The following is a 20532-nucleotide window of genomic DNA, read 5'->3' as shown; positions in this document are numbered from 1 at the left end:
ACTGAAAACAAGGAGATACAATGCCAACGTTTACAGGCGAGCAAGCAACACAATACGATAGCCGTATAACCCGTTTAGTTCCTGGTTATGAATTATTACATCAGCTCACAAACGCGCAGCTACAAGCAACGCTAAGCGACAATGCGCATGTTTTAGTAGTAGGGGCAGGCACCGGCAAAGAAGTACTCGCATTAGCGGCACTAAACCCTACGTGGCAATTTACTGCGCAAGATACATCAGCCGATATGCTTGCTATCGCAAAGCAGCAATTTGACGAGCAAGGTATAACAAGCCGTGTAAATATTCATAATGGCCCAGTTGATAAACTATCGGTTAAAGCCGATGCTGTTTTATGTTTATTAGTCATGCATTTTGTACAAGATAACGGCGATAAAAAAGAGTTATTAAAAGCGATTAAAGGAAACCTTAAAAAAGACGCCAACCTTTATATTGCAGATTTAATGCGCCCTGAAACTTCATTTGAGCGCGAAGCCCAGCTTACAACGTGCGCGCAATTGGGTTTAACCGAAACAGGTAAAACACAAACAGGGCACGACTTGGAAAATGAGTTTTACCCGCTTGATAGAATGCGCTTTAGCGAACTGCTAAATGAGTGCAAATTTGGCATTCCGAAGCTGTATTTTAAAGCGCTAGGTTTTAGTGGGTATGTAGTTTGATTTTGTATTAAATTTGTACAGCACCAAACACGCTAAACAAGCACCCGCTATTTAGCACCAATAAAAACACCGAGTGAGCAAACTCGGTGTTTTTATATAAACCTCTATACACCACGCTTTTATTTTATGCGTAGGTCGGTTAAGCGAAGCGCCACCCGACGCTCTTATGTTAATATTACTCAGCTTTTATCTGTGCCAGCAAAGCTAACCAATCTCTCCAAGCGCTTTCATCGCGGCTTGTGCTTTATCTGTTTGTACAAAAATATGGTCGTGATAAAACGCAGCTACCACATTAGCGCTAATGCCATGCTCAGTCAGCTTTGCAGATACCGCAGCCGTTAATCCAACGGCCTCTAAGCTTGAATGTACGTTAAGGGTAATTAAATTATATTTACCCTCGTAAGTAATACCTGCTTTATCGGCGGTTTCAGCTTTTAAAATAAGGGTTAGCCCTTCTTCTTCAACATAAGTGGCAAGTGGCTCTAAATGAACATAATCGGCCAATTTTCCTGCTAAGCAACAAAAAATATACTCGCCTTGCTTAAGCGCTGGCTGCATTGATTTTAATAATTCGTTTAACTCTAAAATTCCGGCCATGGTCGTTCCCTATAATGTGTTATTTAGTGACTTTTAGTTGCGCGACTAGCTCGCTTAATCTCGCTATTTTTATATTACTTAGTTGCCTGTAATCAAAATATGGGCACACAATAATGTTGTTGGTAGCGTCTATTGCAAACTCGTCGTCAAGCCAATCAAACTGTGCATGTAACTGACCTTGTTGTAATAAGTTTTTAGCGTGCGTACGCCCTGGAATTATGTGTAACTGGTTTTTATTGCTAGTAGCTTTATCTGCGCAAGTAATAGTAGTGTTAGGTACGCTAAATATCAGGGCGGTTTTACTACTTTTTTGTAGTAAAAACTCATCACGATAATGCTGCCAAGTAGGGGCTTGTTTAGCAAATGAGTAATGCTCACTTGGTAGGGAAAATAGCACTTTGGCGTATACGTTAAACACTTTGCGCCAACCATTACCACAGTGCTGGTTTATGGTATTTATTTGCTCATTTATAACAGGCTCAAGGCATTCAAGTGTTTCAAAAAAAGGCATTGGCGGCGCTTTTGCTACGTATACCGCCACGCTAAATTGCGTATCACCTAAGCCAACTAATTGTGTGTTCAAGTTAGTTAGCCTTGTTTTGCGCTAAAATACGGTCGAGGTTATTTGCAAAGTTTTGGCGATCAGTTTGACTAAGTGGAGGCGGCCCACCACTCATTTCTACGCCACTTGAGCGCATGGTATCCATAAAGTCGCGCACGTTAAGTATTGAACGGATATTCTCGGTGGTATAAAGCTCGCCACGCGGATTGAGCGCTTGCCCGCCGTTATCAATTACTTCACTTGCTAGCGGAATATCGCCCGTAATAACTAAATCGCCTTTTTCAATACGTTTTACTATTTCGTCGTCGGCTACATCAAACCCTGACGATACTTGAACGCGGCTTATATATTTTGAGGGCGGAATACGCATTGCGTGATTGGCCACTAAAATAGTCTCGATTTTCATACGCTCTGCAGCTCTAAAAAGTATTTCTTTTATAACAACAGGACACGCGTCTGCATCTACCCAAATTTTCATGCTATGGTCATTTTTATTGCTTTAGAATTAATATGATCCTATAGCAAATTTTATTCTTATGAAATAGCATAAATTACATAATCGAAAAGGAGCTTACATGAAGGCTATTAAATACGGTTTACTTATTACAGGGTTGTTTTTTCTTAGTGCTTGCACCAGCCCTCCTGAGGGAATAACACCCGTTAAAAACTTTGATATACAAAAATATAAAGGCAAATGGTTTGAAATAGCGCGTCTTAATCACTCATTCGAAGAAGGTATGGAGCAAGTTACCGCTACGTATTCAATTAACGACGATGGCACGGTAAAGGTCCTTAACAAAGGGTATTTAACGGATGATAAAAAATGGGATGACGCCGAAGGATTAGCCAAGTTCGTTGAGGGCACCGACACAGGGCATTTTAAAGTCTCATTTTTTGGTCCATTTTATGGTGCTTACGTGATTTTTGAACTTGACCAACCCGATTACCAATATGCATTTATAACCAGTTACAACAAAGATTACTTGTGGTTTTTGTCGCGTACACCAACGGTTAGCAAAGAGCTTAAAGAACACTTTTTAACTAAAGCTAAAGAGTTGGGCTTTGCTACCGATGAAATAATTTGGGTAAACCAAGAGACTATGTAAAGGGGGTTTACAGTTAGTTATATACGTTTTTAAAGTAGTAATAAAATAGTAATTTAACTGTAAAGTAACTTACATATATTATGGCTATATTGTGTGCACTTGCCGTGAGACAGCAAGTATTGGAAACACTGAATATCCCCTATTGTTGGCAAGCTATATAGCTTGCCATTTTTTTTGCCTAGGGCGTGTTGATCTTTGTGGATTGAAATCTGTTCAATCTAGGGGCGATTAAATCGCGGCGCGAGGTTTGTAACCTAGTGGGCTAAGTAAAAACCGAGCAACAAAGAGTTAATCGTCCCTAGAAAGAACCCAAAGGGCAGCGCATGTTTGGTATTTATGCTGCGTTATCGCCTATTTATGGGGAATAACCACACTACATAGGCTCTGCCTTGCCTAAATACCAAACAGTCTGCTGCAAATTCACCCACCAAAGATCAACACGCCCTAATCTATGAGAAAGTAACGGATCACGTTTTTACTAACTAAGGCTAGTTTAACGCTAAAAATAGCCCACTTAGTACAACTAATACGCCATTTAAAACACTAAACCATTTTACGTAGCCTACTAAAAAATTATAAAAAACCATTATAATTAAGATACTTAGGCTCATAAAGCCGCAAAATAGTAATGCTCCATATCCACCTTGAGTAACTATACAAAGTACTAAGCTTAGTAAAATACTGATCCAAGCAGCTAGCAACAGCTTTTTACGTTGGGATTCTGTAGGACGTTTGTTAAATACGTCCTTAAAGTGATTAAACTTAGCTAGCGCAAAACAGTTAAAACTGAGCAAACATAGGCTAAAACCTAGTAAATCAATCATGATTTTTGTCTTTTAAGATTATTAGATTGGCTAGGGGTGATTATTTTTGAGTTGTTTTTAGCAGTACGTAATTTTTCGGTTTGTATAAAAAACAATATACTAAACAGTAAAAATAGTGCATCAAAAGTAAATAATGCCCACTGTTTGTGCATCAAATAGCTAACTATATTGCCGTTAGTTGTAAGTGCATTAATAACCGGTACGCTAAAACATGCAGCAGCATTTATAGCTGCCATAACTCGCCATTGCAGCCTATCTCGTTTTAAAAGGGCAATAACAGCCACGGCCAGCCATGTTAAAAAGAACGCGAGTATTTCTTTATCGGCGCGCTCTGCGACCGTTGGGCTAAGTAGTCTGTTAGCGATAAAAAATGCACACGTTGCCAGTGGAAGCCCCATAATAGTGGCTAGGTTTAACCCTTCAACTAGTTTTAAACCAAACGAAGGTTTAACGTTGTTTTTAGTTCGCTCGCGAATTCGTTTAGCCCACATAATACAGCCAGAGCCAATCATTACACAGCCTGCAATACCGCCTAAGACATATAACCAGCGTAACAACCACGTAGCTAAACGCCCCGTATGCATTGAATTAAGCGACTCGTAAAGCGCTTTGCTACTAGTTAGCTCGTCATCAGTTTTAGCGACCATTTGCCCTGTAGCACCACTAAATATTAAGCGTGGTGCTTGGTCACGTAGTGTTTTACCTGCGCTTACCAATACGGTAATTGTTGAAGCTGCCATATTTGGTTGGTTAACTTGTACGCGAGTAATATCTGCATGAGGCCACTTAGTATAAACCTGATCTAAAACCCTTTGAATCGGCACTATTGGTGATTCGCCTTGGGCTTTATCGGTCATGGTGTTGCGAGGGGTTACATCGTTAAAAAAGCCACGCATGCCGTTATCGTAAGTTACTTTTGCAGGGTAGGGAAACAACATAAATATGAGCGTAATCATGCCTGTGTAAGTAATCATTAAATGAAAAGGCAGGGCAAGCACTGAGCTTAAATTATGGGCATCTAACCATGTACGGCTACCTTTGTTACGCCTAAAGCTAAACATATCTTTAAAAATACGCTTATGAATAACCACGCCCGATATAATAGCAATCAGCATAAAAAAGCTAGCAAAGCATACAATCCAGCGTGCTGTTATTGCATCCATATAATGTAAATCATAATGCAACCGATAAAAAAAGTTACCGCCTTTAGTATCTACAAAGGGCTCAAGCTCTTTCATGGTATTAGGGTTTAACTGTGTGTTTTTAAACTGGCTGCGGCGCTGGCCTGGCTCTTTTGGCTTTGCATAACCATAAATTAAATAAGGAATGCGTGGCTCGGGTAATGTAATACGCCAGCTTGATGAGTTAGCTCCATGATTAGCTAAGTAATCAAATCCGGTAATTATTTGTTGTTTTTGCGCTTCTATACGCTGTGTTTGGGCCTGCACATTATGAATGGCTGGTTGATTCCACAACGTTATTTCGTCTCTAAAAAAGCTAAGAGTTCCTGCAAAAAATATTAAATATAATAACCAGCAAACGAGTAACCCTACCCAAGTGTGTAACCAAGTCATCGATCTGAAAAAACTGTCTTTCATACCCAACCCTTCAGTAACCCAAGCAACGCAATGAACACACCCATACTTAGTAAAATACTGATCCACACTGTTTTTAATGATTTAACGCTAAAGGCATAAATAAATACTACGGCATAAATTAAAATGCTAATTGAAACACTAAACAATACAGCGTCTTGCTTAGCTATTGGCAATACAAAACTTAATAACGCAGTACTTGCAGAGGTAAAGGCATAGCCACCAATTATGGCAATAAAAAAACGTAAAAATACCAAAGCTCGATAACAGCTTACGCTTTTTACTATAAGCGCAATTACGTTAACCTTATCGTATGGCGCACTGTGCAAAGGTGCTTGCATAGTTAATTAATCCCTTTATTTAAAGCGGAGGATAAAACAAAGGCGCTATTATATATGTTACAAATACAAAAGATAGCTATTCTCATTTGTGATATTTAACTTTTAAGTAAGTTATGCTTACTTACTTAGTAAAATACTGATCTGTTATTGTTTAATGATATTGCACAGGCTGTATGTAAAGCTTAAGGTTAATAAACTGACTAAAAATAAAGAGTGAAATAACGATGAGCGATCACGAAAAACTAAATTACGTTGAGTTTCCTGCATGCGATTTACCTGCAACTAAAGCTTTTTTTAGTTGTGTATTTAATTGGCAGTTTACTGACTACGGCCCAGAATACACGGCATTTAGTGGCCAAGGGCTTGATGGAGGTTTTTTTAATGCACCGCTTAAATCGCTTACTCAAAACGGTGCTGCGCTATTGGTTTTTTATAGTAACGACATTCACGCCACGTATAAAAAAGTACAACTCCATGGTGGCACAATATTAAAACCTATTTTTGAATTTCCGGGTGGTTGCCGGTTTCATTTTGCAGAGCCTAGCGGCAATGAATTTGCCGTATGGGCAGAAAAACAATAGGTTTTATAAGGCCTGTAGCGTGAATGAGTTTAAAGATCACGATTTTACTAACTAATCGCCGTTTCAGATAAAATAAACCGATTTTTTACCAACTCATTTACCCTAAATGGCCATTTAGGATAAATATTAAGCATTTAAGGCCAAATAAACATGAGTAATCGCCAATTAATAGACCATGTTAGTAAATGCGTGATCTGTGAACCTCATTTACCTTTAGGGGCTCGACCTGTAATACAATTTAACCCAAATGCACGTATTTTAATTGCAGGCCAAGCACCTGGGGTAAAAGTTCACGAAACAGGCGTGCCGTTTAACGATGCAAGTGGGAATCGCCTGCGAGAATGGCTTGGACTAACACGTGATGAATTTTACGATGCTAATAATATAGCCATTTTACCTATGGGCTTTTGCTATCCGGGTAGGGGTAAGTCGGGTGATTTACCACCTAGAAAAGAATGCGCCCCAGCATGGCGCGAGCAATTATTGGCTGCACTACCAAATATTGAGCTGACAATAGTATTAGGTAAATACGCGCAGGCGTATCATTTACCAGAGACTAAAAAAATGCCGCTTACGGAGTTAGTAAAATCGTGGCGTGAGTATTGGCCAAACTATTTAGTGCTTCCTCACCCCAGCCCGCGCAATAATATATGGCTTAAAAAGAACCCATGGTTTGAACAAGATGTACTTCCAGAACTGGATAAACGCATTGCTACTATTTTAAATAAGTAACGCTTCTAGCATTAGGGTTTATTGTAAAGGGGCGTTACAGTTAAAAACTAATACTGCAATTAATAACAATAATAAACGAGGCTGTCTAACTTGAATGCATCTATATTAACCGAAGTAATACTTCCGCTCGCTCTTGCACTTATTATGTTTGGTATGGGTCTTGGGCTCACAACAACCGATTTTACTCGTCTATTTAAAAGCCCGCTTGCCATTGTTATGGGTTTAATGGGCCAACTTGTAGCAATGCCTTTATTAGCATTAGGGCTGTGTTATTTACTTAACCTACCAACGCCTATAGCTATTGGTTTAATGATATTAGCTGCCTGCCCAGGCGGTACTATGTCAAATGTAGTAAGCCAGCTTGCTAAAGCTAATTTAGCGCTTTCGGTAAGTTTAACTGCTGCCTCTACCGCAATTAGTATAGTGACCACACCGTTTATTATTGGCTTTGCTATGAGTCAGTTTGCCCCAGCAGACGATGCTAGCTTTTCTATTTTAACAACATCGCTTGGATTATTTTTTATTACCTTAGTGCCAGTTGCTATAGGCATTTGGTTACGTCACTTTAAAAGTGATTTTGCCATTAAGACAGAGCCGTTTTTTAGACGCTTCTCGTTGTTTTTTATGCTTATGATGATTGCCGCATTAGTAATAAAAGAGCGCGATTTATTAGTTAGCTCATTTAACGATGTATTTTGGGCGTGCATAGCGCTTAATATTGGTTCAATGGTTGTTGGTTGGCTAATTGCTAAGTGTTCAAAATTAAATTTAACTGATTCGCTGACGCTTTCTATTGAGGTCGGGATTCAAAATGCATCGCTTGCCATATTAATTGCTATTAGCTTTTTGAATAAACCCGAATATGCAGTTACCGGCGGCGTGTATGGCCTTGCTATGTTTATAGGGCCACTGCTATTAATTGGCGGGTTAAAGCTTAAAAATAAACGTACCGCTAGGGCTGTTAACTAGGACTTTTAATTAGGGCATGTTGACCAAGTTACTTTAATTCAAGGCTACGGATAACGTAGCCGTAAACTCCAGCCTAAAAATACCACCAGTTAAATATATGCTCTGCACCCGTCGCGTCAACAAGTTGTAGGCTTACTAAAGACTCTCAAGCTGAAATTTTACGCTATGCGCTGAGCTTGCTCGCGCGAGGAGCAAAGCTTCTAATCACTAAAGCGCATTTGAGGATAGAACAAAAGTGTAAGTAATATGGGGTGAAAAAGCAGTTAATTATTTGGTTACTAAAACAGCGCCTCACTTTGTAAGGCGCTACAGTAAATTTACTCTTTGGTTTGCATATTTTTAGCGCGTTCTTCTGCATCTATTAATGCTTGCGATTTAGGGGCGCGTTTTTTCTCTTCTATTTTTGGCTTTTCAGTTGAGTCAGGATCCCAGCTTGAGTCTAACGATAAGTTAGCAAATGGATTGTTACTGTCTGCTTTTTTAGGCTCACTTACTGGCTCATCAACTTGTGATGTTGTTTGGGCTTGCTCAGGTATTACGTCTTCTTTTTTAGGCATAGGCTTTTCACCAGGTAATGGTGCATCTGGGTTAAATGTACGCACTTCTGGTTCTTTAAAGTCTTGCTCAGTTGTATACATAGTCGATTGAGCGTCAGATATTTGCTCTGGCGCGTGTAAATCTATAACCGGCTCACTCGCTGTTACTGGCTCAGGAGTATTAATAACCGGCTCTATAGTGTTATGTTCGGCTTCTATTGGCGCAGGTTCCGTTACTTGCGCTGTATATTGCTTACGTTGTTTTTTTATTGGCTTTGCATCTGGGTCAAAGTCGCGTACCTCTGGCTCATTAAAGCTGCTGGCATTTTTAATGCGTTCTAAGGTTGTTTTAGCGGCGGCTTCAAACTCGGCGGTATTAGGCTCAGATTTTTGTTTTACTTCGTTAAACGTAGCCGTACTTGTTTGCTCTAAAGTATCTGCTTGCTCCATTTGTGCCAGCTCAGTTTCGCTTACTTGCGATGGAGTAACTACGTTGTTCTGCCCATCTGAAATCGGCGTTGTTGTATTTTTTACATCAGCATTTTGTACTGTGTTAGTAGGCTCTACAGGCTCTTCATTTGTCGCTACGCTGCTCTCAACCGATTTATTATTTTGAGTTACTTCGTTGATGACGACAGGCTCAATCTCTGGCTCTTTTGTCTGTACAGGCTTTGTTGTTTTAGTTTCAGGTTCCGCTAGCGTAGCAATTTTTTCTGATTTAACTTCAGGTGGAGCCGCTATACTCGGTTCTGCCATCGTTTTACTTTGTTTTGCACGGCGCAGGCGCACGACTACCATAGCGCCAATAAGTATTACTATAACAAGTATTAAAGTGGGTAAAAGTAACGAGCTTGGGCTCTGCGCTACAGGTTGCGGCACAATTACTGGCGTTGGTTTAGTTAACACTGGAGCTAGTTTTACAGACTTAGGCTTTTCAGGCGTAGCCTTTATAGGCGCAGCTATAACGCTTTGCTCTGGTGTCGCCGGTTTTATTTGTTCTATTGCTGCTTCGTTTTTTTGCTCTGTAACTACTTGCTCGGGTGCTGTTTTTGTTGGCTCTGCATCAATTACTATTTCGTTACTATTGGTATTTAGCTGATCGTTAATCTGTTGTTTTTGATCATCAGTTAAATTAAGCGTTTGCTCGTTGATGCTCTCTTTAACAGCTTCTTCAGTAGGTTTAATTACAGGGGCAGATTCAACAATTTTAGGTTGTGGCTGAGTAATAATAGCTGGCTCAGGCTTTATTATTTGTGGCTTGGGTTGTGCTTGAATTTCTTTTGGCTTATTACAGTTGTTTTTGTAATCACGCGCTGCTTTACGATATTTTTGACTCGCTTTGTTATTACTATTTTGCTGCATTTCTTGTTTAATTAAAATGCACATAGCTTCGTTGTATGCAGCACTTTGCGCACTATAAAATAAGGCAAAGCAAAGGGTAAATCTAATTAGTTTTGATATCATAAAGTTATGCGCGCTTAAATATTAATAGTTTGATTTTAAGCGCAAAATTGAAAATTATCTAGAGCAAGTTAACTTAAGTACAACTAATCAATGACCATCAAACTGCGATATTCATCGTAAGCAAATTGGTCGGTCATACCGCTTATATAATCTTGGATTAATCTACAGCGATAATAAAACTCGTATGCCGCAAAATGATCAGGCTCTTCTTGCATCGCATCAATTGCGTGTTGGTAACTATTTAAGTGCTTTTTAGAGAGCTTTTTAACAAGTCGCGACTCTATTAATAAACGTGAATCGCCATTAAGTGCGCGTTTAAAGTTATCGCTATTTAATAATAGTAATGGTTTGTAACAGTCAAGTAAGCCGTTAATTATACGATACCCTCGCAGCTCTAGTTTTTCGACTTCTTTGTTTGAAAATACATGTTCAAGCGCTACTTGCTTTAGTGTTTTAGTTACTGCATGCAAGTGGCTTCTATCTTCTAAAAGCGCTTGGTTAAAGTCGCCATGATAAATAGGTTCTATGTTTTCAATAAAGCGTTTTGCGGCGTGGTTTACTAGCGGATGTAGCAATGCAACTCGCAGGTATATAAAAAATTCACTATTAAAATTATACGGTTGTGCTTGTGCACGCTCTAGTGCGTAGTCTACGGCTTTGTCTACAAAATTTTGATGTTGAGCGTCGTCGATTAACAGATTTATTAATACTTTTTTGTAACTACTTTTAAGTTTTTCGCACAGTAGCTCGGTGCTTATTATGTCTTTCGCTACGGCGTCTTCTATGTCGGCTAGGCAATAAGAAATATCGTCAGCGGCTTCCATTATATAACTTGCGGGATGGCGGCAGTAAGGCTCAATAGTAAGCTCTTTTTGTAGTGCCTCAACAAAGTTTTTTTCGCTGTAGTAGTAACCTACTTTTTTCATTAAGTAGTTTTTATTTTGCGGAATGTCTTTTACATCAAGCCCAGCAGGGCGAGTGTATTTTAAAATACCGGCGCTTTGGCTATAAGTTAAATTAAGCGTTTGCAAAGAATGAATTATACGTATGCCTTGAGCGTTGCCTTCAAAGTTACAAATATCAAGTGCAAGGTGTTTAAAAACAACACCTATACCGGTGTTTGGCTCTTTACAGCGCTCGGGTGTTACACTTGCTAGGTTATTATTAAACCAGTGGTTAATAGCCGCTTCGCCAAAATGTCCAAATGGCGGGTTGCCTATGTCGTGCATTAGGCAGGCCATTTCTACTAAGCTTTCTAGGGGGCGTTCTAGGTCGGTTAAGCCGTGATCTTTTTGTTGCTCGTAACTTAAATTAGCAAAAATACGTTGCACTATAAAACGACCAACTTGTTGAACTTCAAGCGAATGGGTAAGACGAGACCGTACCGCAGCGTTGCGCTCAAGCGGAAACACTTGTGTTTTTTGCTGTAAACGACGAATAGCGGCACTATTTATTATTCGTCCTCGGTCGCTTTCTAGCGCCATTTGTAAGTTTGCTGTGGTGCGGTACATTCGTGCTGGCGTTATTTTTTTACTAAAATCTATGGTCATCTTTAAACTTGTCCTTTTTACAATTGATGACTGGCATAGTTTTTAGCACATAGTCATTTGTCTTTAATATACAGGGTTTAATCTATCAGTTTGTATCATAAAGTAACAACTTGCTTTAAAATAATTTTTTGAGTAATTGTTGTGCATTTATAGGTGTTTATAATGAAACAGTGGATTTTAAAGGCAGTATCAATTTGCCTAATATTAGGAATGAACAGCGCGTTTGCTGCAAAAGAGCAAACTGTGGTGCTTGTATCAATCGATGGCCTGCGTTGGGATTATATTGAAAAACACGGCGCGCCAAATTTAAAAGCAATGGCTGAGCGCGGTGTTCGCGCACAAAAACTAATACCTGTTTATCCGACTAAAACGTTTCCTAATCATATTTCTATTATTACGGGCTTACTGCCAGTAAACCATGGCATTGTTGATAATAGCTTTTGTGATAAAGCGCGTAAAAACGATTGTTACAGCATGGGCAAAGCATTGGGCGATAGCACATGGGTAAAGGGTATTCCGCTTTGGAATTTAGCAAAAATGCAGGGACTTAAATCGGCTACATATTTTTGGCCTGAGTCAGATGCACTATTTAACGGCATGACACCAGATTACTTTTATCACTATTCTAAATACAGCGATTACCAGAGCCGTGTTGATCAAATTATTCAGTGGTTAAGTTTACCAAAAGCACAGCGCCCACGTTTTATTGCGAGTTACTTTTCGCTAGTTGATAGCATGGGCCATGAATTTGGGCCAGACGCACCACAAACGCGTGATGCAGTTAAACAGCTTGATGAATTAATGGGGCAATTACAAACTCGCTTAAGTAAATTAGAGCAAGAGGTAAACTTAGTTATTGTCTCGGATCACGGTATGACGAGTATAGATCCAGATAAAAGCATTGATGTAACCACACTACCTAAAGATGAAAACTTTTTAGTTAAAAATACGGGCCCACGTTTACTTATATATACTCAGCCTGATGCTAAAAACGCTGATATTGAAGGTTATAAAGCACGTTTACGAGATGCGTCAAACGGTCGTTATATAGTATTAACAGACGAGCAATTAGCAGCGTACCATTATAATAAAGGCACTCGCGTCGGCGATATTGTGGTGCAAACTACAGCGCCAGCGGTATTTACCAATGGTAAAAAACCAACCTATTTAGGGACTCACGGTTATGCATATACAGAAGATATGGCAGCATCATTTATTGCTGTAGGCCCTGCATTTAAACAAGGTGTAAGCCTTAAAGAAGTAAATAACCTTGATATTTACCCAGTACTTGCAAAAGTGATGGGACTTAAATTGTTAAACAAAGTAGATGGCAATGGAAAATCGTTAATGCCAGCAATTAAGCAAAAAGTGGTTGTGCATTAGTTTAATCTAAAAGAGCGCGTAAGCGCTCTGCAGGGAAGAACATGTTAACACTTTAAAGTGGGCTATTTTAGCCCACTTTTTTATTGGGCAGCTTATTTAAAGTTAGCAATACTTGTTTTTGTAGCAGTAACCGTGCGAATTGCATGCGCTTGGTTTGTAATACCAAATGCAATACCGTTTACGCTCCAGCCAGGGTTAGAGAAGTAATCGTACTGAGTTGCGCTACCGTAAACGTGCGGGTAAGCCATAATACTTGCAAACTCATTTTGTACGCCATGACCCATGCCATCTACATATACACCGCCTGACGTGTCACCTTGTTTGCGTGAATGCGCTAAACCTTGGTTATGACCAAGTTCGTGTACGAATGTAGTTGCACCACAGTCAATTGCAGTGATTGAGTACATACGGCTGCTCATAGAGCTGTATAGGTTGCCATTAGTACCTTGACCAACCCATGCTAAACCACATGAAATAAGCCCATTGCCAGCACTTTGGCCAGTACCTAATACGGCAATCATGTCGGCTTTCCAATCGCTGCGTAAACCATCTACGTAGCTGCTATTTGTAACCGAATCTAACCAATCCTCAGACGGCGTTACTGCGTAGTCACCTAAGTTTTGTTTGCCAGCTAAGCGTAGTGTTATATCAACGCCATTTTGGCTATATACCTGATTACTAAAAGCAATTAGTTGATTTATTTTAGTGTCAATATTGCTAGTTGCAGCAGCTGATTGGTCGGTATATAAAATACCGATATCGATGGTTTCTGCTTGTGCAACACTTGCTGCACATAATGCCGCAGCCAATGCGGTTGTTGTGATTACTTTTTTCATTATTGTATTTCCTTACTCTTGTTGTGGTTGGAACTTGTTTTTAACTTGGTTGAGCTCATAAAAAGCAGACACACTAAAGCTGCCTTATAGTACGGCTTTAGTTTTTTATATTTTTTGGTTAGCCATCAATTTTTGGTGCAAATATATCGATGCTTTTATCTGATTTGGGTTTTGGTGCGGTTACTTCATGCTCTATGTGGCTTTTATATAAATCGCGTTTTGCTGCAATCCATCCGTACTTACCTTTACTTTCGAATACATAATTGCCAGAGGGCGCAGTAAATTGGCCATATACGGCATCTTTACCTACCGTTAAAACGGTATTATGCATGCGGCCATCAACACCTACTATTTTGCCAAATATGCTCTTGTCGCCATTTTCAGACTCAACAACATTAGTCACCTCTGCGGTGAATGTTTCGGCTGTTTGCGGAATAGCTAAATCAAAGTTTTCGCCAGTTTCTAACGCCTGCAAAGAATTTAAATCAAACTCAATGTAGGCTTCGTTATGCAAGTCGGTAGGTAAAACTTTTGCGTTTATGAGCACTTGCTTAGCTTTGTCGGATAGGCGGTTTACGGCATCAAATTCTTCAAACGGTAAACTGTTGTCTGGGGCAACAATGGATTTAACGGTAATTGGATCTTTACTCATATCAATAGGTGCAGGGGGATGTGTATTGCGTGTTTTTTGTAAATCAATAGGAACAAAATCTATAGCAACAGGCGCGATAGGTTCGCCTGTTTCATCTGCATTAAAAAATAGCCCATAAACTGCAAATGCCGATAATGGTATAGCAATTAGTAAGACGACAGATCTCTTCATTTGTTTCTCTTTTAGTGTTTTTGGTTAACTATTTGTTACTTTTTATATTATTAAATGGATTAGATCAAGATAATAAATGTAACCGAAAAGAATTAATTCTGAATTCCATAATCCCTTATAAACTATAAGGATATTTATTTTTGGTATGTTTTTCACTCTTTTTGGTATTGGTTTTTTGCAGGGTTTATGCGGGGTTTGGCGCGTTTGTGGGTACTTGTTTGTTTAGTTAAATACAATGGTTAAAAGTGGCTTTTTGACGTTAATTACAATGAAAAATAAAAAGTGAATTTTTTTCACTCTTTGTAAACTAATCGCTAATTGCAATGTAATTATCGGGCACGTATGTTGAGTGCTGCATAAATGGCATTACGAGGGATTTATGAAAGTGTCTGATCAGTTACTTAACCGAATTACAGCAGGGCTTGTGGCTGTAATTATTGGTTTTTCGAGTTCTATTGCATTGATTTATCAGGTAGTGATAACCCTTGGTGGCACGCCCGATTTAGTAGCTAGTTGGATTTTAATGCTCGGTTTAGTGATGGGTATAACGTCAATTGGCTTATCGTACTATTACAAAGTACCTGTTTTAATTGCGTGGTCTACCACGGGAGCTGCATTACTTATTTCAAGTGCCCAAGGGTATAACTTAAACGAGGCTATTGGCGCGTTTATGCTCAGTGCATTGCTCGTTTTTTTGTCGGGGGTGACGGGCTGGTTTGAAAAAATAATGAACCGTATTCCAAGTGAGCTTGCATGCGCCATGTTGGCCGGCGTGCTTGTTACCTTTGGTATCGACGTGTTTAATTTTATGAATGACATGCCTTTAGTAATTGGCTTAATGGTCGTTATGTACTTTATTGGTAAACGCTTTTTTGCCCGTTTTGCTATGTTAAGTGTGCTTATTATAGGAGTATTACTCGCTTGGCAAATGGGTCATATTGATACCAGCGCACTGCACTGGAAAATGAGCGAATTTGCTTATATTGAACCCGTTTTTAACTTACAAGCATGCATTAGCATAGGTTTACCACTTTACATAGTTACCATGACCTCGCAAAATTTACCGGGCATTGCTGTTTTAAAGGCGCACAAATATAAAGCACCTATATCTGCGTCTCTTAATGTAACTGGTTTTGTAAATATGCTTACGGCCCCATTTGGAGCCTACTCTATTAATTTAGCCGCCATTACTGCTGCTATTTGTATGAGTAATGAAGCGGATAAAAACCATGATAAACGTTATTGGGCGAGTATAGCGGCTGGCGTATTTTATATTTTAATGGCGCTGTGCGCGGCTACTTTAGTTGGCTTGGTAGCAAGTTTACCCCAGGCGCTGATTTTAGCTTTGGCGGGCATTGCGCTATTTGGCACCATTGCTAATAGTTTGCAGCAAGCTCTTAGTAGTACTGAATATACTGAGGCCGCAATAGTCACTTTTTTAGTAACTGCATCTAACTTAACATTGCTCTCAGTGGGGTCTGCTTTTTGGGGGATTATAGCGGGTGTGTTAACGCTTATGATCACCAGGAAAGACTAAAAGCTTTATTGTGTACAAAGAGCCGTTGGTGAGTATTTAAAACAAAATTATAGTTTATTTATATCATTAAAATAGTTTAACTAAGCTTATAAAAAAGGCTGCAATTGCAGCCTTTAGCTTTACAAAACAAGATTTACCTAATCAAAAGTATGATGGCGAGTTACACTAAACCGATTAAGTATATGATGCATAACATATACGGCGCACAGACTTAATATTATAGCCACCGATACTGAACTAAACCGATACAGCGCACTATAAATTAAGTCTTGTCCTGGCCCGAGTGAGTTCCCAAATAAAATACCAAATGTAGTCAGCACACCAAAACCAATACCAGGTATGCCTCCGCCTAAAATGTGAAAACGCGCAAAAATAAACGAAAGTATCCATAAAATAGCCATCGGAAAAAGTAAAAAATCAGAGTGACTATACAAAAATAGTTGCGATAGTAGCGCTGCATTGCATCCTATAAGTGTTCCTATTGCCCGTTGCCAACCAGCCATACCCGCGGCTTTCCAGCACAATGAAAATAAAATGAGTACAGAAGCTGCTTGCGCAGATATTGAGTCTTGTAAATCAAGAACCTGAAAAACCACAAAAGAGAGCGTAGCCACGGTTGCGCATAACAATACCTCATGGCGAATACTTTCTTTTGCTTTAGCTGGCATTACTCGCCCGGGCCGTGCGGTTACATCAGGAAATAGGCCATGCATTAATACTCCAATAACAACGGTCAAAAAAATGGCTAGACCATTACTTAAAATGAGCGGGTAGATGCTGCTGCCTTGGCCAACGTAGCTTGAAAAATGTAGCTGTATCGACAGGCTAACAACGCCTAAAGCGCCAAATAAAAAGGCGCTGCCGCTGCTCATTTGATGAAATAAAAAGCAGAAAACACCAAACACCAATAAGGTCATAACAACGGGCAGGTGAGAAAACAGCCCTTGCATAATCAACACGATAAAAGCACTAAACGCAGCAGATGCTATAAATTGATTTATTAGCCCACGACTTAATGTAGGTACCATGCCCAATATCAACATAGGATAAACGGTAAAAAATATACCATTAGGCCAGTTCATTAATTTACTAATAGTAAATCCAAGGGTACATCCACCTGCAATGCGTAGTGCTTGGCGAAGGCCATTAGAGTCTAATTGTGGCCCTTGGCTAACAATTTGAGTCATAAAGTCTCCATTAATAAATGTAGTGTAACCAGCTAATAAACCTAATTTGTACAGAGCCAAACCATTGCCCAATTGTTGATTCGGGTAATAATTGTACTGTTGCACGTGACCCGCTTGGCATGTTTGCTATTAAGTCTTGATGATTTACGAGCTTTAAATGAATGCGTTGACGCTGTGCATCGCGTACCCAACGATTGCTGGTTTCTGTTGTACTTAGTAAACCATTTGCACTAAGTTGACCACTGCTAACACCAGCTTCAAACGTTTCAAGTATTGCGTCGTAAACTTCACCTGGGCGGCTATCAAATACGACGCGCGCTTGAGTGCCTTGCTTCATATTTGAGAGTGACTTTTCTCTAAAGTCGGCAACTAAATCGGCTTTTTTAGCGACAATAGCTAATAACGGGCTACCTGCAACTGCGTACGCGCCGTCTAATAGTTGTAAGTTAGCAACTACGCCGTCACTTAATGCGCGCACTTGCGTGTAGGATAAATTTAGTTCAGCCTGCGCTAACTGATTAGCAGCGTGGCGCATAGCTAAATTTTTATTACCTGAGTCACCTCTAGCTAAAACCGCTTCAGCTAACTGCGCTTCTAGGGCTGCAACATTTGCTTTACTGGCTTCAAAATTAGCACGAATGCTTTCAAGTTCTTGCTCAGATATAGATTTTTGAGTATAGAGTTTTTCGCCTCTGCTTTTTAATAGTTTTTGCTCATGCTGTTTAGCATTTGCAGCACTTATTTGTGCCTCAAGGGCTTTAACATTGGTATCAAGACGCTTATTTTGTAATTTGGCATCATCAAGCGCGAGTTGAGCTTGCTCTTTGGCTAAATTATATGGGCCTTCATCGATACTAAATAATATATCGCCCGCTTTAACTGATTGGTTATTATTAACTTGCACACTAGTGACTCGGCCACTAATTTGCGGTGATATTTGCACAACAGGGTGGTATACACGTGCCTGTGGTGTCACAGGCAAAACCATATCGGCCACTAAATAGTAAATAAATACTAAGATAAACCCTATGAGAGAGAACCTTACATAGCGTGCAAACTTTTGATCCGGTGTCATTTTTAGCCTTACTTATTAACTTGAATACATTTAAGGGCGTTTTGCTCTATTTTGATCAAACCAAATGCAATCGCATCGAGCTGCTCAACAGATAAACCGCTGTATAACTGATTTTTTATATCGGAAATGGTCTCTTGCAATGAATGTAAAATGGCATCACTTTGCTCAGTAAAATAGAGTCTTTTACTGCGCTTATCATGTTTGTCTACACGGCGAACGATTAACGATTGCTCCTCTAATTGCTTAAGGGTACGAGTCAGTGAAGGCATTTCTATCCCTAAGCTATTAGCAAGTTCAAGTTGTGTTAGTCCCTCACCACGCATATTTATATGCATTAGTGCAGTCCAGCGCGACTGAGTAAGCCCCAAAGGCTCAACAGCAATGGTTACTGCTTCGCGGCATAAGCGATGAACTCGGCCCATATTACCGATAACTGTTAAATCGAGCGTCTCGTGAAAAGGTTTTTGTGTAGGCATAGCCATCCCAACATAGTTAGCAAGCTAACTATTTTATCATTACTTAGCTTGCTAAGTAAATGTATGTAAGTGAGGGAAGTGGCAAAATATTTGCTAAACCTCACCTGTAAAAATGGAGAGGTTTAGAGAGGTTTTAAAAGTTAAGTAAATTAGCGGGGGAGTATTGATCGGTAAGTACTTTTGTATCAGCAGGCCAATCTTGGCCGTTTTTAGTAAAGTGCATAAATTGGCTAATCGCTTTTATGTCTATACCGTATTTTACTAATTTAGGGGCGAGAGCATTTACACGCGTGTTAATTTGCGTCTCGCTTGGGGTTGATTTAAGTCCTGCTAAAATAATACGGTTACTACGATTTTCGCGGCTTACATTTATAAAGTCGCCAAATACAGCGTGGTAAGTTGCCGACTCATGCTCATAAAGTTTACTACTTGAAAACGTATTTGCGGCAATAACACCGCCATCGCCTAATACGCTTTGTACTTCTTCAAAAAACTCTTTAGTAAGTAAGTGCTCCGGAATGTAGTCGCCGTTAAATGCATCTAAAATAATCCAATCGTACTTTTGTTTTTTAATTGCGGCGCGCTTTATAAAAATGCGGCCATCTTGCACGCTTGATGTCACTAAGTCGTTTTCTATAAAGTTAAAGTAATCGCGTGCAACTTTAGTTACTGCAGGATCTATTTCAACATTATGAATTTTTGCAGTGGGGTATAGCTCATGAATAACGTTAGAAAGCGTACCGCCACCTAACCCTATAATAAGTACATTTTTAGGGTTGTCGGCTACTAATAAACTAGCAAAAGTCAATTTTGTGTAATTAAAAACAAGTTTGTCGGGATTGCTTTTATACATGCAACTTTGGCTTGTTTGGCTACTTTTAGTATTAAATTTAAGGCAACGTAAGTCTCTCGTTTCTTCAACAATAATATTGCGATAAAGCGAGCGTTCTTCATGAATAACATTACTAAACGCAAAACCTGAAAATACAATTAACGGCAGTAGCAAATATTTAAGCATGAGCAAGCTCCTTATTGTTAGCCAAGGTATTAATAACAATCGCGACTAAACCCAGTGACCCAAGTGTTAAAGCAAAGGCGCTAATAATTGTATTTACATCAAACGCGAGCACAAAGTAAAACGAGGTAATGATAGTACCCAGAGCGCTGCCAAGCGTACTTACAAAGTATAAACGACCTGCCACTTGACCGCTTTTATCGCTATCTGTTACCAGTAAGCGGACAGAGTAAGGCGAGATCATTCCTAAAATAACGGTAGGTATAAAAAATAAAGCAGTTGACGCTAAGAGTGAGCCGTAGCGGCTATCTTCAATATGGGTAAATATAAATTCCATTATAGGCTGCGAAAATAATGTAATAGGGACGACCATAATGCTGGCAATTAAAAATATTAAACCATACTTGGTAAGAGATGCATTTTTAGTGCTGAGTTTACCGCCAAGTAAATAACCAAAAGATAAACTAAGCATAAACACAGTAATTATACTGCCCCAAATATGCACGCTACTGCCAAAAAAGGGGGCAAGAATTCTCCCACCTAAAAGCTCAATGCCCATTATGCAAAAGCCGCTGCAAAAGGCTAAAAAGTAAATTAACGCGTTTGTTTTTATGCTCATGTAATTATCATTATGTAACTTAAGTAGAACACTATACTAACGTGATG

The 20532-nt window shown here is 39.4% G+C and carries 22 protein-coding genes; 7 read left to right on the top strand and 15 right to left on the bottom strand.

Features of this window, described 5'->3' with window-relative positions; genetic code table 11:
* The first annotated feature begins 20 nt into the window (after positions 1 to 20).
* Entirely contained in the window at positions 21 to 677 is a 657-nt protein-coding gene (locus WNY79_RS14295) for a class I SAM-dependent methyltransferase (RefSeq protein ID WP_076924901.1), read from the top strand.
* Positions 678 to 881: 204 nt separating this feature from the next.
* Here the strand turns inward: WNY79_RS14295 and WNY79_RS14290 are convergent, their stop codons facing one another.
* The 3 genes from WNY79_RS14290 to WNY79_RS14280 are packed head-to-tail and all read right to left on the bottom strand — an operon-like array spanning position 882 to position 2314.
* Positions 882 to 1274 carry an ACT domain-containing protein gene (locus tag WNY79_RS14290; RefSeq protein ID WP_002959178.1) on the bottom strand — a complete coding sequence of 131 codons (393 nt, stop codon included), beginning with the start codon at positions 1272 to 1274 and terminating at the stop codon, positions 882 to 884.
* Between the two features lie 19 nt (positions 1275 to 1293).
* Positions 1294 to 1857 carry a hypothetical protein gene (locus tag WNY79_RS14285; protein ID WP_342876176.1) on the bottom strand — a complete coding sequence of 188 codons (564 nt, stop codon included), beginning with the start codon at positions 1855 to 1857 and terminating at the stop codon, positions 1294 to 1296.
* Between the two features lies 1 nt (position 1858).
* Positions 1859 to 2314, bottom strand: coding sequence for a YaiI/YqxD family protein (locus tag WNY79_RS14280; protein ID WP_007376692.1), 456 nt, complete (start codon positions 2312 to 2314; stop codon positions 1859 to 1861).
* A gap of 97 nt (positions 2315 to 2411) precedes the next feature.
* Between WNY79_RS14280 and WNY79_RS14275 the strand changes: the two genes are divergently transcribed.
* Positions 2412 to 2942 carry a lipocalin family protein gene (locus WNY79_RS14275; RefSeq protein ID WP_024605217.1) on the top strand — a complete coding sequence of 177 codons (531 nt, stop codon included), beginning with the start codon at positions 2412 to 2414 and terminating at the stop codon, positions 2940 to 2942.
* 488 nt (positions 2943 to 3430) lie between these two features.
* Here the strand turns inward: WNY79_RS14275 and WNY79_RS14270 are convergent, their stop codons facing one another.
* The 3 genes from WNY79_RS14270 to WNY79_RS14260 are packed head-to-tail and all read right to left on the bottom strand — an operon-like array spanning position 3431 to position 5702.
* Positions 3431 to 3766 carry a DUF3325 domain-containing protein gene (locus tag WNY79_RS14270; protein WP_342876175.1) on the bottom strand — a complete coding sequence of 112 codons (336 nt, stop codon included), beginning with the start codon at positions 3764 to 3766 and terminating at the stop codon, positions 3431 to 3433.
* On the bottom strand, positions 3763 to 5364 hold the full coding sequence (locus WNY79_RS14265; protein WP_342876174.1) for a PepSY-associated TM helix domain-containing protein: 1602 nt from the start codon (positions 5362 to 5364) through the stop codon (positions 3763 to 3765). Before WNY79_RS14265 ends, WNY79_RS14270 begins: the two co-directional genes overlap by 4 nt.
* The gene (locus WNY79_RS14260; RefSeq protein ID WP_342876173.1) at positions 5361 to 5702 is read right to left on the bottom strand and encodes a hypothetical protein; all 342 of its coding nucleotides are present in this window, start codon (positions 5700 to 5702) and stop codon (positions 5361 to 5363) included. Before WNY79_RS14260 ends, WNY79_RS14265 begins: the two co-directional genes overlap by 4 nt.
* A gap of 224 nt (positions 5703 to 5926) precedes the next feature.
* Here WNY79_RS14260 and WNY79_RS14255 point away from each other — a divergent pair, with 224 nt between their 5' ends.
* The 3 genes from WNY79_RS14255 (at position 5927) to WNY79_RS14245 (ending at position 7984) form a co-directional block, all read left to right on the top strand.
* Complete coding sequence (locus WNY79_RS14255; RefSeq protein ID WP_024599448.1) at positions 5927 to 6283, top strand: VOC family protein; 357 nt, start codon at positions 5927 to 5929, stop codon at positions 6281 to 6283.
* 150 nt (positions 6284 to 6433) lie between these two features.
* Positions 6434 to 7015 carry a uracil-DNA glycosylase family protein gene (locus WNY79_RS14250; protein ID WP_342876172.1) on the top strand — a complete coding sequence of 194 codons (582 nt, stop codon included), beginning with the start codon at positions 6434 to 6436 and terminating at the stop codon, positions 7013 to 7015.
* A gap of 90 nt (positions 7016 to 7105) precedes the next feature.
* Positions 7106 to 7984 carry a bile acid:sodium symporter family protein gene (locus WNY79_RS14245; RefSeq protein ID WP_076924909.1) on the top strand — a complete coding sequence of 293 codons (879 nt, stop codon included), beginning with the start codon at positions 7106 to 7108 and terminating at the stop codon, positions 7982 to 7984.
* A gap of 317 nt (positions 7985 to 8301) precedes the next feature.
* Here WNY79_RS14245 and WNY79_RS14240 read toward each other — a convergent pair whose 3' ends face one another.
* Positions 8302 to 9984: a cell surface protein gene (locus WNY79_RS14240; RefSeq protein WP_342876171.1), complete on the bottom strand. Its 1683-nt coding sequence runs from the start codon at positions 9982 to 9984 to the stop codon at positions 8302 to 8304.
* A gap of 83 nt (positions 9985 to 10067) precedes the next feature.
* Positions 10068 to 11534, bottom strand: coding sequence for a dGTPase (gene dgt / locus WNY79_RS14235; RefSeq protein ID WP_342876170.1), 1467 nt, complete (start codon positions 11532 to 11534; stop codon positions 10068 to 10070).
* Positions 11535 to 11696: 162 nt separating this feature from the next.
* Here dgt and WNY79_RS14230 point away from each other — a divergent pair, with 162 nt between their 5' ends.
* Positions 11697 to 12917 carry an ectonucleotide pyrophosphatase/phosphodiesterase gene (locus tag WNY79_RS14230; protein ID WP_342876169.1) on the top strand — a complete coding sequence of 407 codons (1221 nt, stop codon included), beginning with the start codon at positions 11697 to 11699 and terminating at the stop codon, positions 12915 to 12917.
* Positions 12918 to 13009: 92 nt separating this feature from the next.
* On the opposite strand, the gene WNY79_RS14225 is transcribed toward WNY79_RS14230, so the two are convergent.
* Both WNY79_RS14225 and WNY79_RS14220 read right to left on the bottom strand, forming a co-directional pair.
* Entirely contained in the window at positions 13010 to 13753 is a 744-nt protein-coding gene (locus WNY79_RS14225; RefSeq protein WP_007583576.1) for a zinc-dependent metalloprotease family protein, read from the bottom strand.
* A 118-nt stretch (positions 13754 to 13871) separates the two neighbouring features.
* Positions 13872 to 14576, bottom strand: coding sequence for a hypothetical protein (locus tag WNY79_RS14220; RefSeq protein ID WP_342876168.1), 705 nt, complete (start codon positions 14574 to 14576; stop codon positions 13872 to 13874).
* Positions 14577 to 14955: 379 nt separating this feature from the next.
* On the opposite strand from WNY79_RS14220, the gene WNY79_RS14215 reads away from it, so the two are divergent.
* The gene (locus tag WNY79_RS14215; RefSeq protein ID WP_342876167.1) at positions 14956 to 16113 is read left to right on the top strand and encodes a benzoate/H(+) symporter BenE family transporter; all 1158 of its coding nucleotides are present in this window, start codon (positions 14956 to 14958) and stop codon (positions 16111 to 16113) included.
* 137 nt (positions 16114 to 16250) lie between these two features.
* On the opposite strand, the gene WNY79_RS14210 is transcribed toward WNY79_RS14215, so the two are convergent.
* The 5 genes from WNY79_RS14210 to WNY79_RS14190 form a co-directional block, all read right to left on the bottom strand.
* A complete protein-coding gene (locus tag WNY79_RS14210) occupies positions 16251 to 17300 on the bottom strand; it encodes a DUF2955 domain-containing protein (RefSeq protein ID WP_342876166.1) in 1050 nt (349 codons plus the stop codon).
* A gap of 10 nt (positions 17301 to 17310) precedes the next feature.
* Positions 17311 to 18375 carry an HlyD family secretion protein gene (locus WNY79_RS14205; protein ID WP_342876165.1) on the bottom strand — a complete coding sequence of 355 codons (1065 nt, stop codon included), beginning with the start codon at positions 18373 to 18375 and terminating at the stop codon, positions 17311 to 17313.
* Positions 18376 to 18383: 8 nt separating this feature from the next.
* The gene (locus tag WNY79_RS14200; RefSeq protein WP_007583567.1) at positions 18384 to 18851 is read right to left on the bottom strand and encodes a MarR family transcriptional regulator; all 468 of its coding nucleotides are present in this window, start codon (positions 18849 to 18851) and stop codon (positions 18384 to 18386) included.
* Positions 18852 to 18984: 133 nt separating this feature from the next.
* Positions 18985 to 19869 carry a fused MFS/spermidine synthase gene (locus WNY79_RS14195; RefSeq protein ID WP_342876164.1) on the bottom strand — a complete coding sequence of 295 codons (885 nt, stop codon included), beginning with the start codon at positions 19867 to 19869 and terminating at the stop codon, positions 18985 to 18987.
* Positions 19862 to 20485 carry a fused MFS/spermidine synthase gene (locus tag WNY79_RS14190; RefSeq protein ID WP_039488814.1) on the bottom strand — a complete coding sequence of 208 codons (624 nt, stop codon included), beginning with the start codon at positions 20483 to 20485 and terminating at the stop codon, positions 19862 to 19864. The genes WNY79_RS14195 and WNY79_RS14190 overlap by 8 nt, the downstream gene beginning before the upstream one ends.
* Positions 20486 to 20532: the final 47 nt, after the last annotated feature.

Source organism: Pseudoalteromonas sp. AS84 (assembly GCF_038900255.1).
In the GTDB taxonomy this organism is placed as follows: Bacteria; Pseudomonadota; Gammaproteobacteria; order Enterobacterales; family Alteromonadaceae; genus Pseudoalteromonas.
Note: the sequence above shows the minus strand (reverse complement) of the source record. Positions and strands in the feature narration are given on the sequence as shown.

What these genes read in the sequence shown, in the direction of transcription:
- WNY79_RS14210 (WP_342876166.1), bottom strand. Translation starts at nt 17,300, where the DNA reads ATGACTCAAATTGTTAGCCAAGGGCCACAATTAGACTCTAATGGCCTT.
- WNY79_RS14275 (WP_024605217.1), top strand. Translation starts at nt 2,412, where the DNA reads ATGAAGGCTATTAAATACGGTTTACTTATTACAGGGTTGTTTTTTCTT.
- WNY79_RS14290 (WP_002959178.1), bottom strand. Translation starts at nt 1,274, where the DNA reads ATGGCCGGAATTTTAGAGTTAAACGAATTATTAAAATCAATGCAGCCA.
- WNY79_RS14215 (WP_342876167.1), top strand. Translation starts at nt 14,956, where the DNA reads ATGAAAGTGTCTGATCAGTTACTTAACCGAATTACAGCAGGGCTTGTG.
- WNY79_RS14240 (WP_342876171.1), bottom strand. Translation starts at nt 9,984, where the DNA reads ATGATATCAAAACTAATTAGATTTACCCTTTGCTTTGCCTTATTTTAT.
- WNY79_RS14250 (WP_342876172.1), top strand. Translation starts at nt 6,434, where the DNA reads ATGAGTAATCGCCAATTAATAGACCATGTTAGTAAATGCGTGATCTGT.
- WNY79_RS14260 (WP_342876173.1), bottom strand. Translation starts at nt 5,702, where the DNA reads ATGCAAGCACCTTTGCACAGTGCGCCATACGATAAGGTTAACGTAATT.
- WNY79_RS14230 (WP_342876169.1), top strand. Translation starts at nt 11,697, where the DNA reads ATGAAACAGTGGATTTTAAAGGCAGTATCAATTTGCCTAATATTAGGA.
- WNY79_RS14265 (WP_342876174.1), bottom strand. Translation starts at nt 5,364, where the DNA reads ATGAAAGACAGTTTTTTCAGATCGATGACTTGGTTACACACTTGGGTA.
- WNY79_RS14200 (WP_007583567.1), bottom strand. Translation starts at nt 18,851, where the DNA reads ATGCCTACACAAAAACCTTTTCACGAGACGCTCGATTTAACAGTTATC.
- WNY79_RS14280 (WP_007376692.1), bottom strand. Translation starts at nt 2,314, where the DNA reads ATGAAAATTTGGGTAGATGCAGACGCGTGTCCTGTTGTTATAAAAGAA.
- WNY79_RS14220 (WP_342876168.1), bottom strand. Translation starts at nt 14,576, where the DNA reads ATGAAGAGATCTGTCGTCTTACTAATTGCTATACCATTATCGGCATTT.
- WNY79_RS14195 (WP_342876164.1), bottom strand. Translation starts at nt 19,869, where the DNA reads ATGCTTAAATATTTGCTACTGCCGTTAATTGTATTTTCAGGTTTTGCG.
- WNY79_RS14255 (WP_024599448.1), top strand. Translation starts at nt 5,927, where the DNA reads ATGAGCGATCACGAAAAACTAAATTACGTTGAGTTTCCTGCATGCGAT.
- WNY79_RS14225 (WP_007583576.1), bottom strand. Translation starts at nt 13,753, where the DNA reads ATGAAAAAAGTAATCACAACAACCGCATTGGCTGCGGCATTATGTGCA.
- WNY79_RS14295 (WP_076924901.1), top strand. Translation starts at nt 21, where the DNA reads ATGCCAACGTTTACAGGCGAGCAAGCAACACAATACGATAGCCGTATA.
- WNY79_RS14270 (WP_342876175.1), bottom strand. Translation starts at nt 3,766, where the DNA reads ATGATTGATTTACTAGGTTTTAGCCTATGTTTGCTCAGTTTTAACTGT.
- dgt (WP_342876170.1), bottom strand. Translation starts at nt 11,534, where the DNA reads ATGACCATAGATTTTAGTAAAAAAATAACGCCAGCACGAATGTACCGC.
- WNY79_RS14190 (WP_039488814.1), bottom strand. Translation starts at nt 20,485, where the DNA reads ATGAGCATAAAAACAAACGCGTTAATTTACTTTTTAGCCTTTTGCAGC.
- WNY79_RS14205 (WP_342876165.1), bottom strand. Translation starts at nt 18,375, where the DNA reads ATGACACCGGATCAAAAGTTTGCACGCTATGTAAGGTTCTCTCTCATA.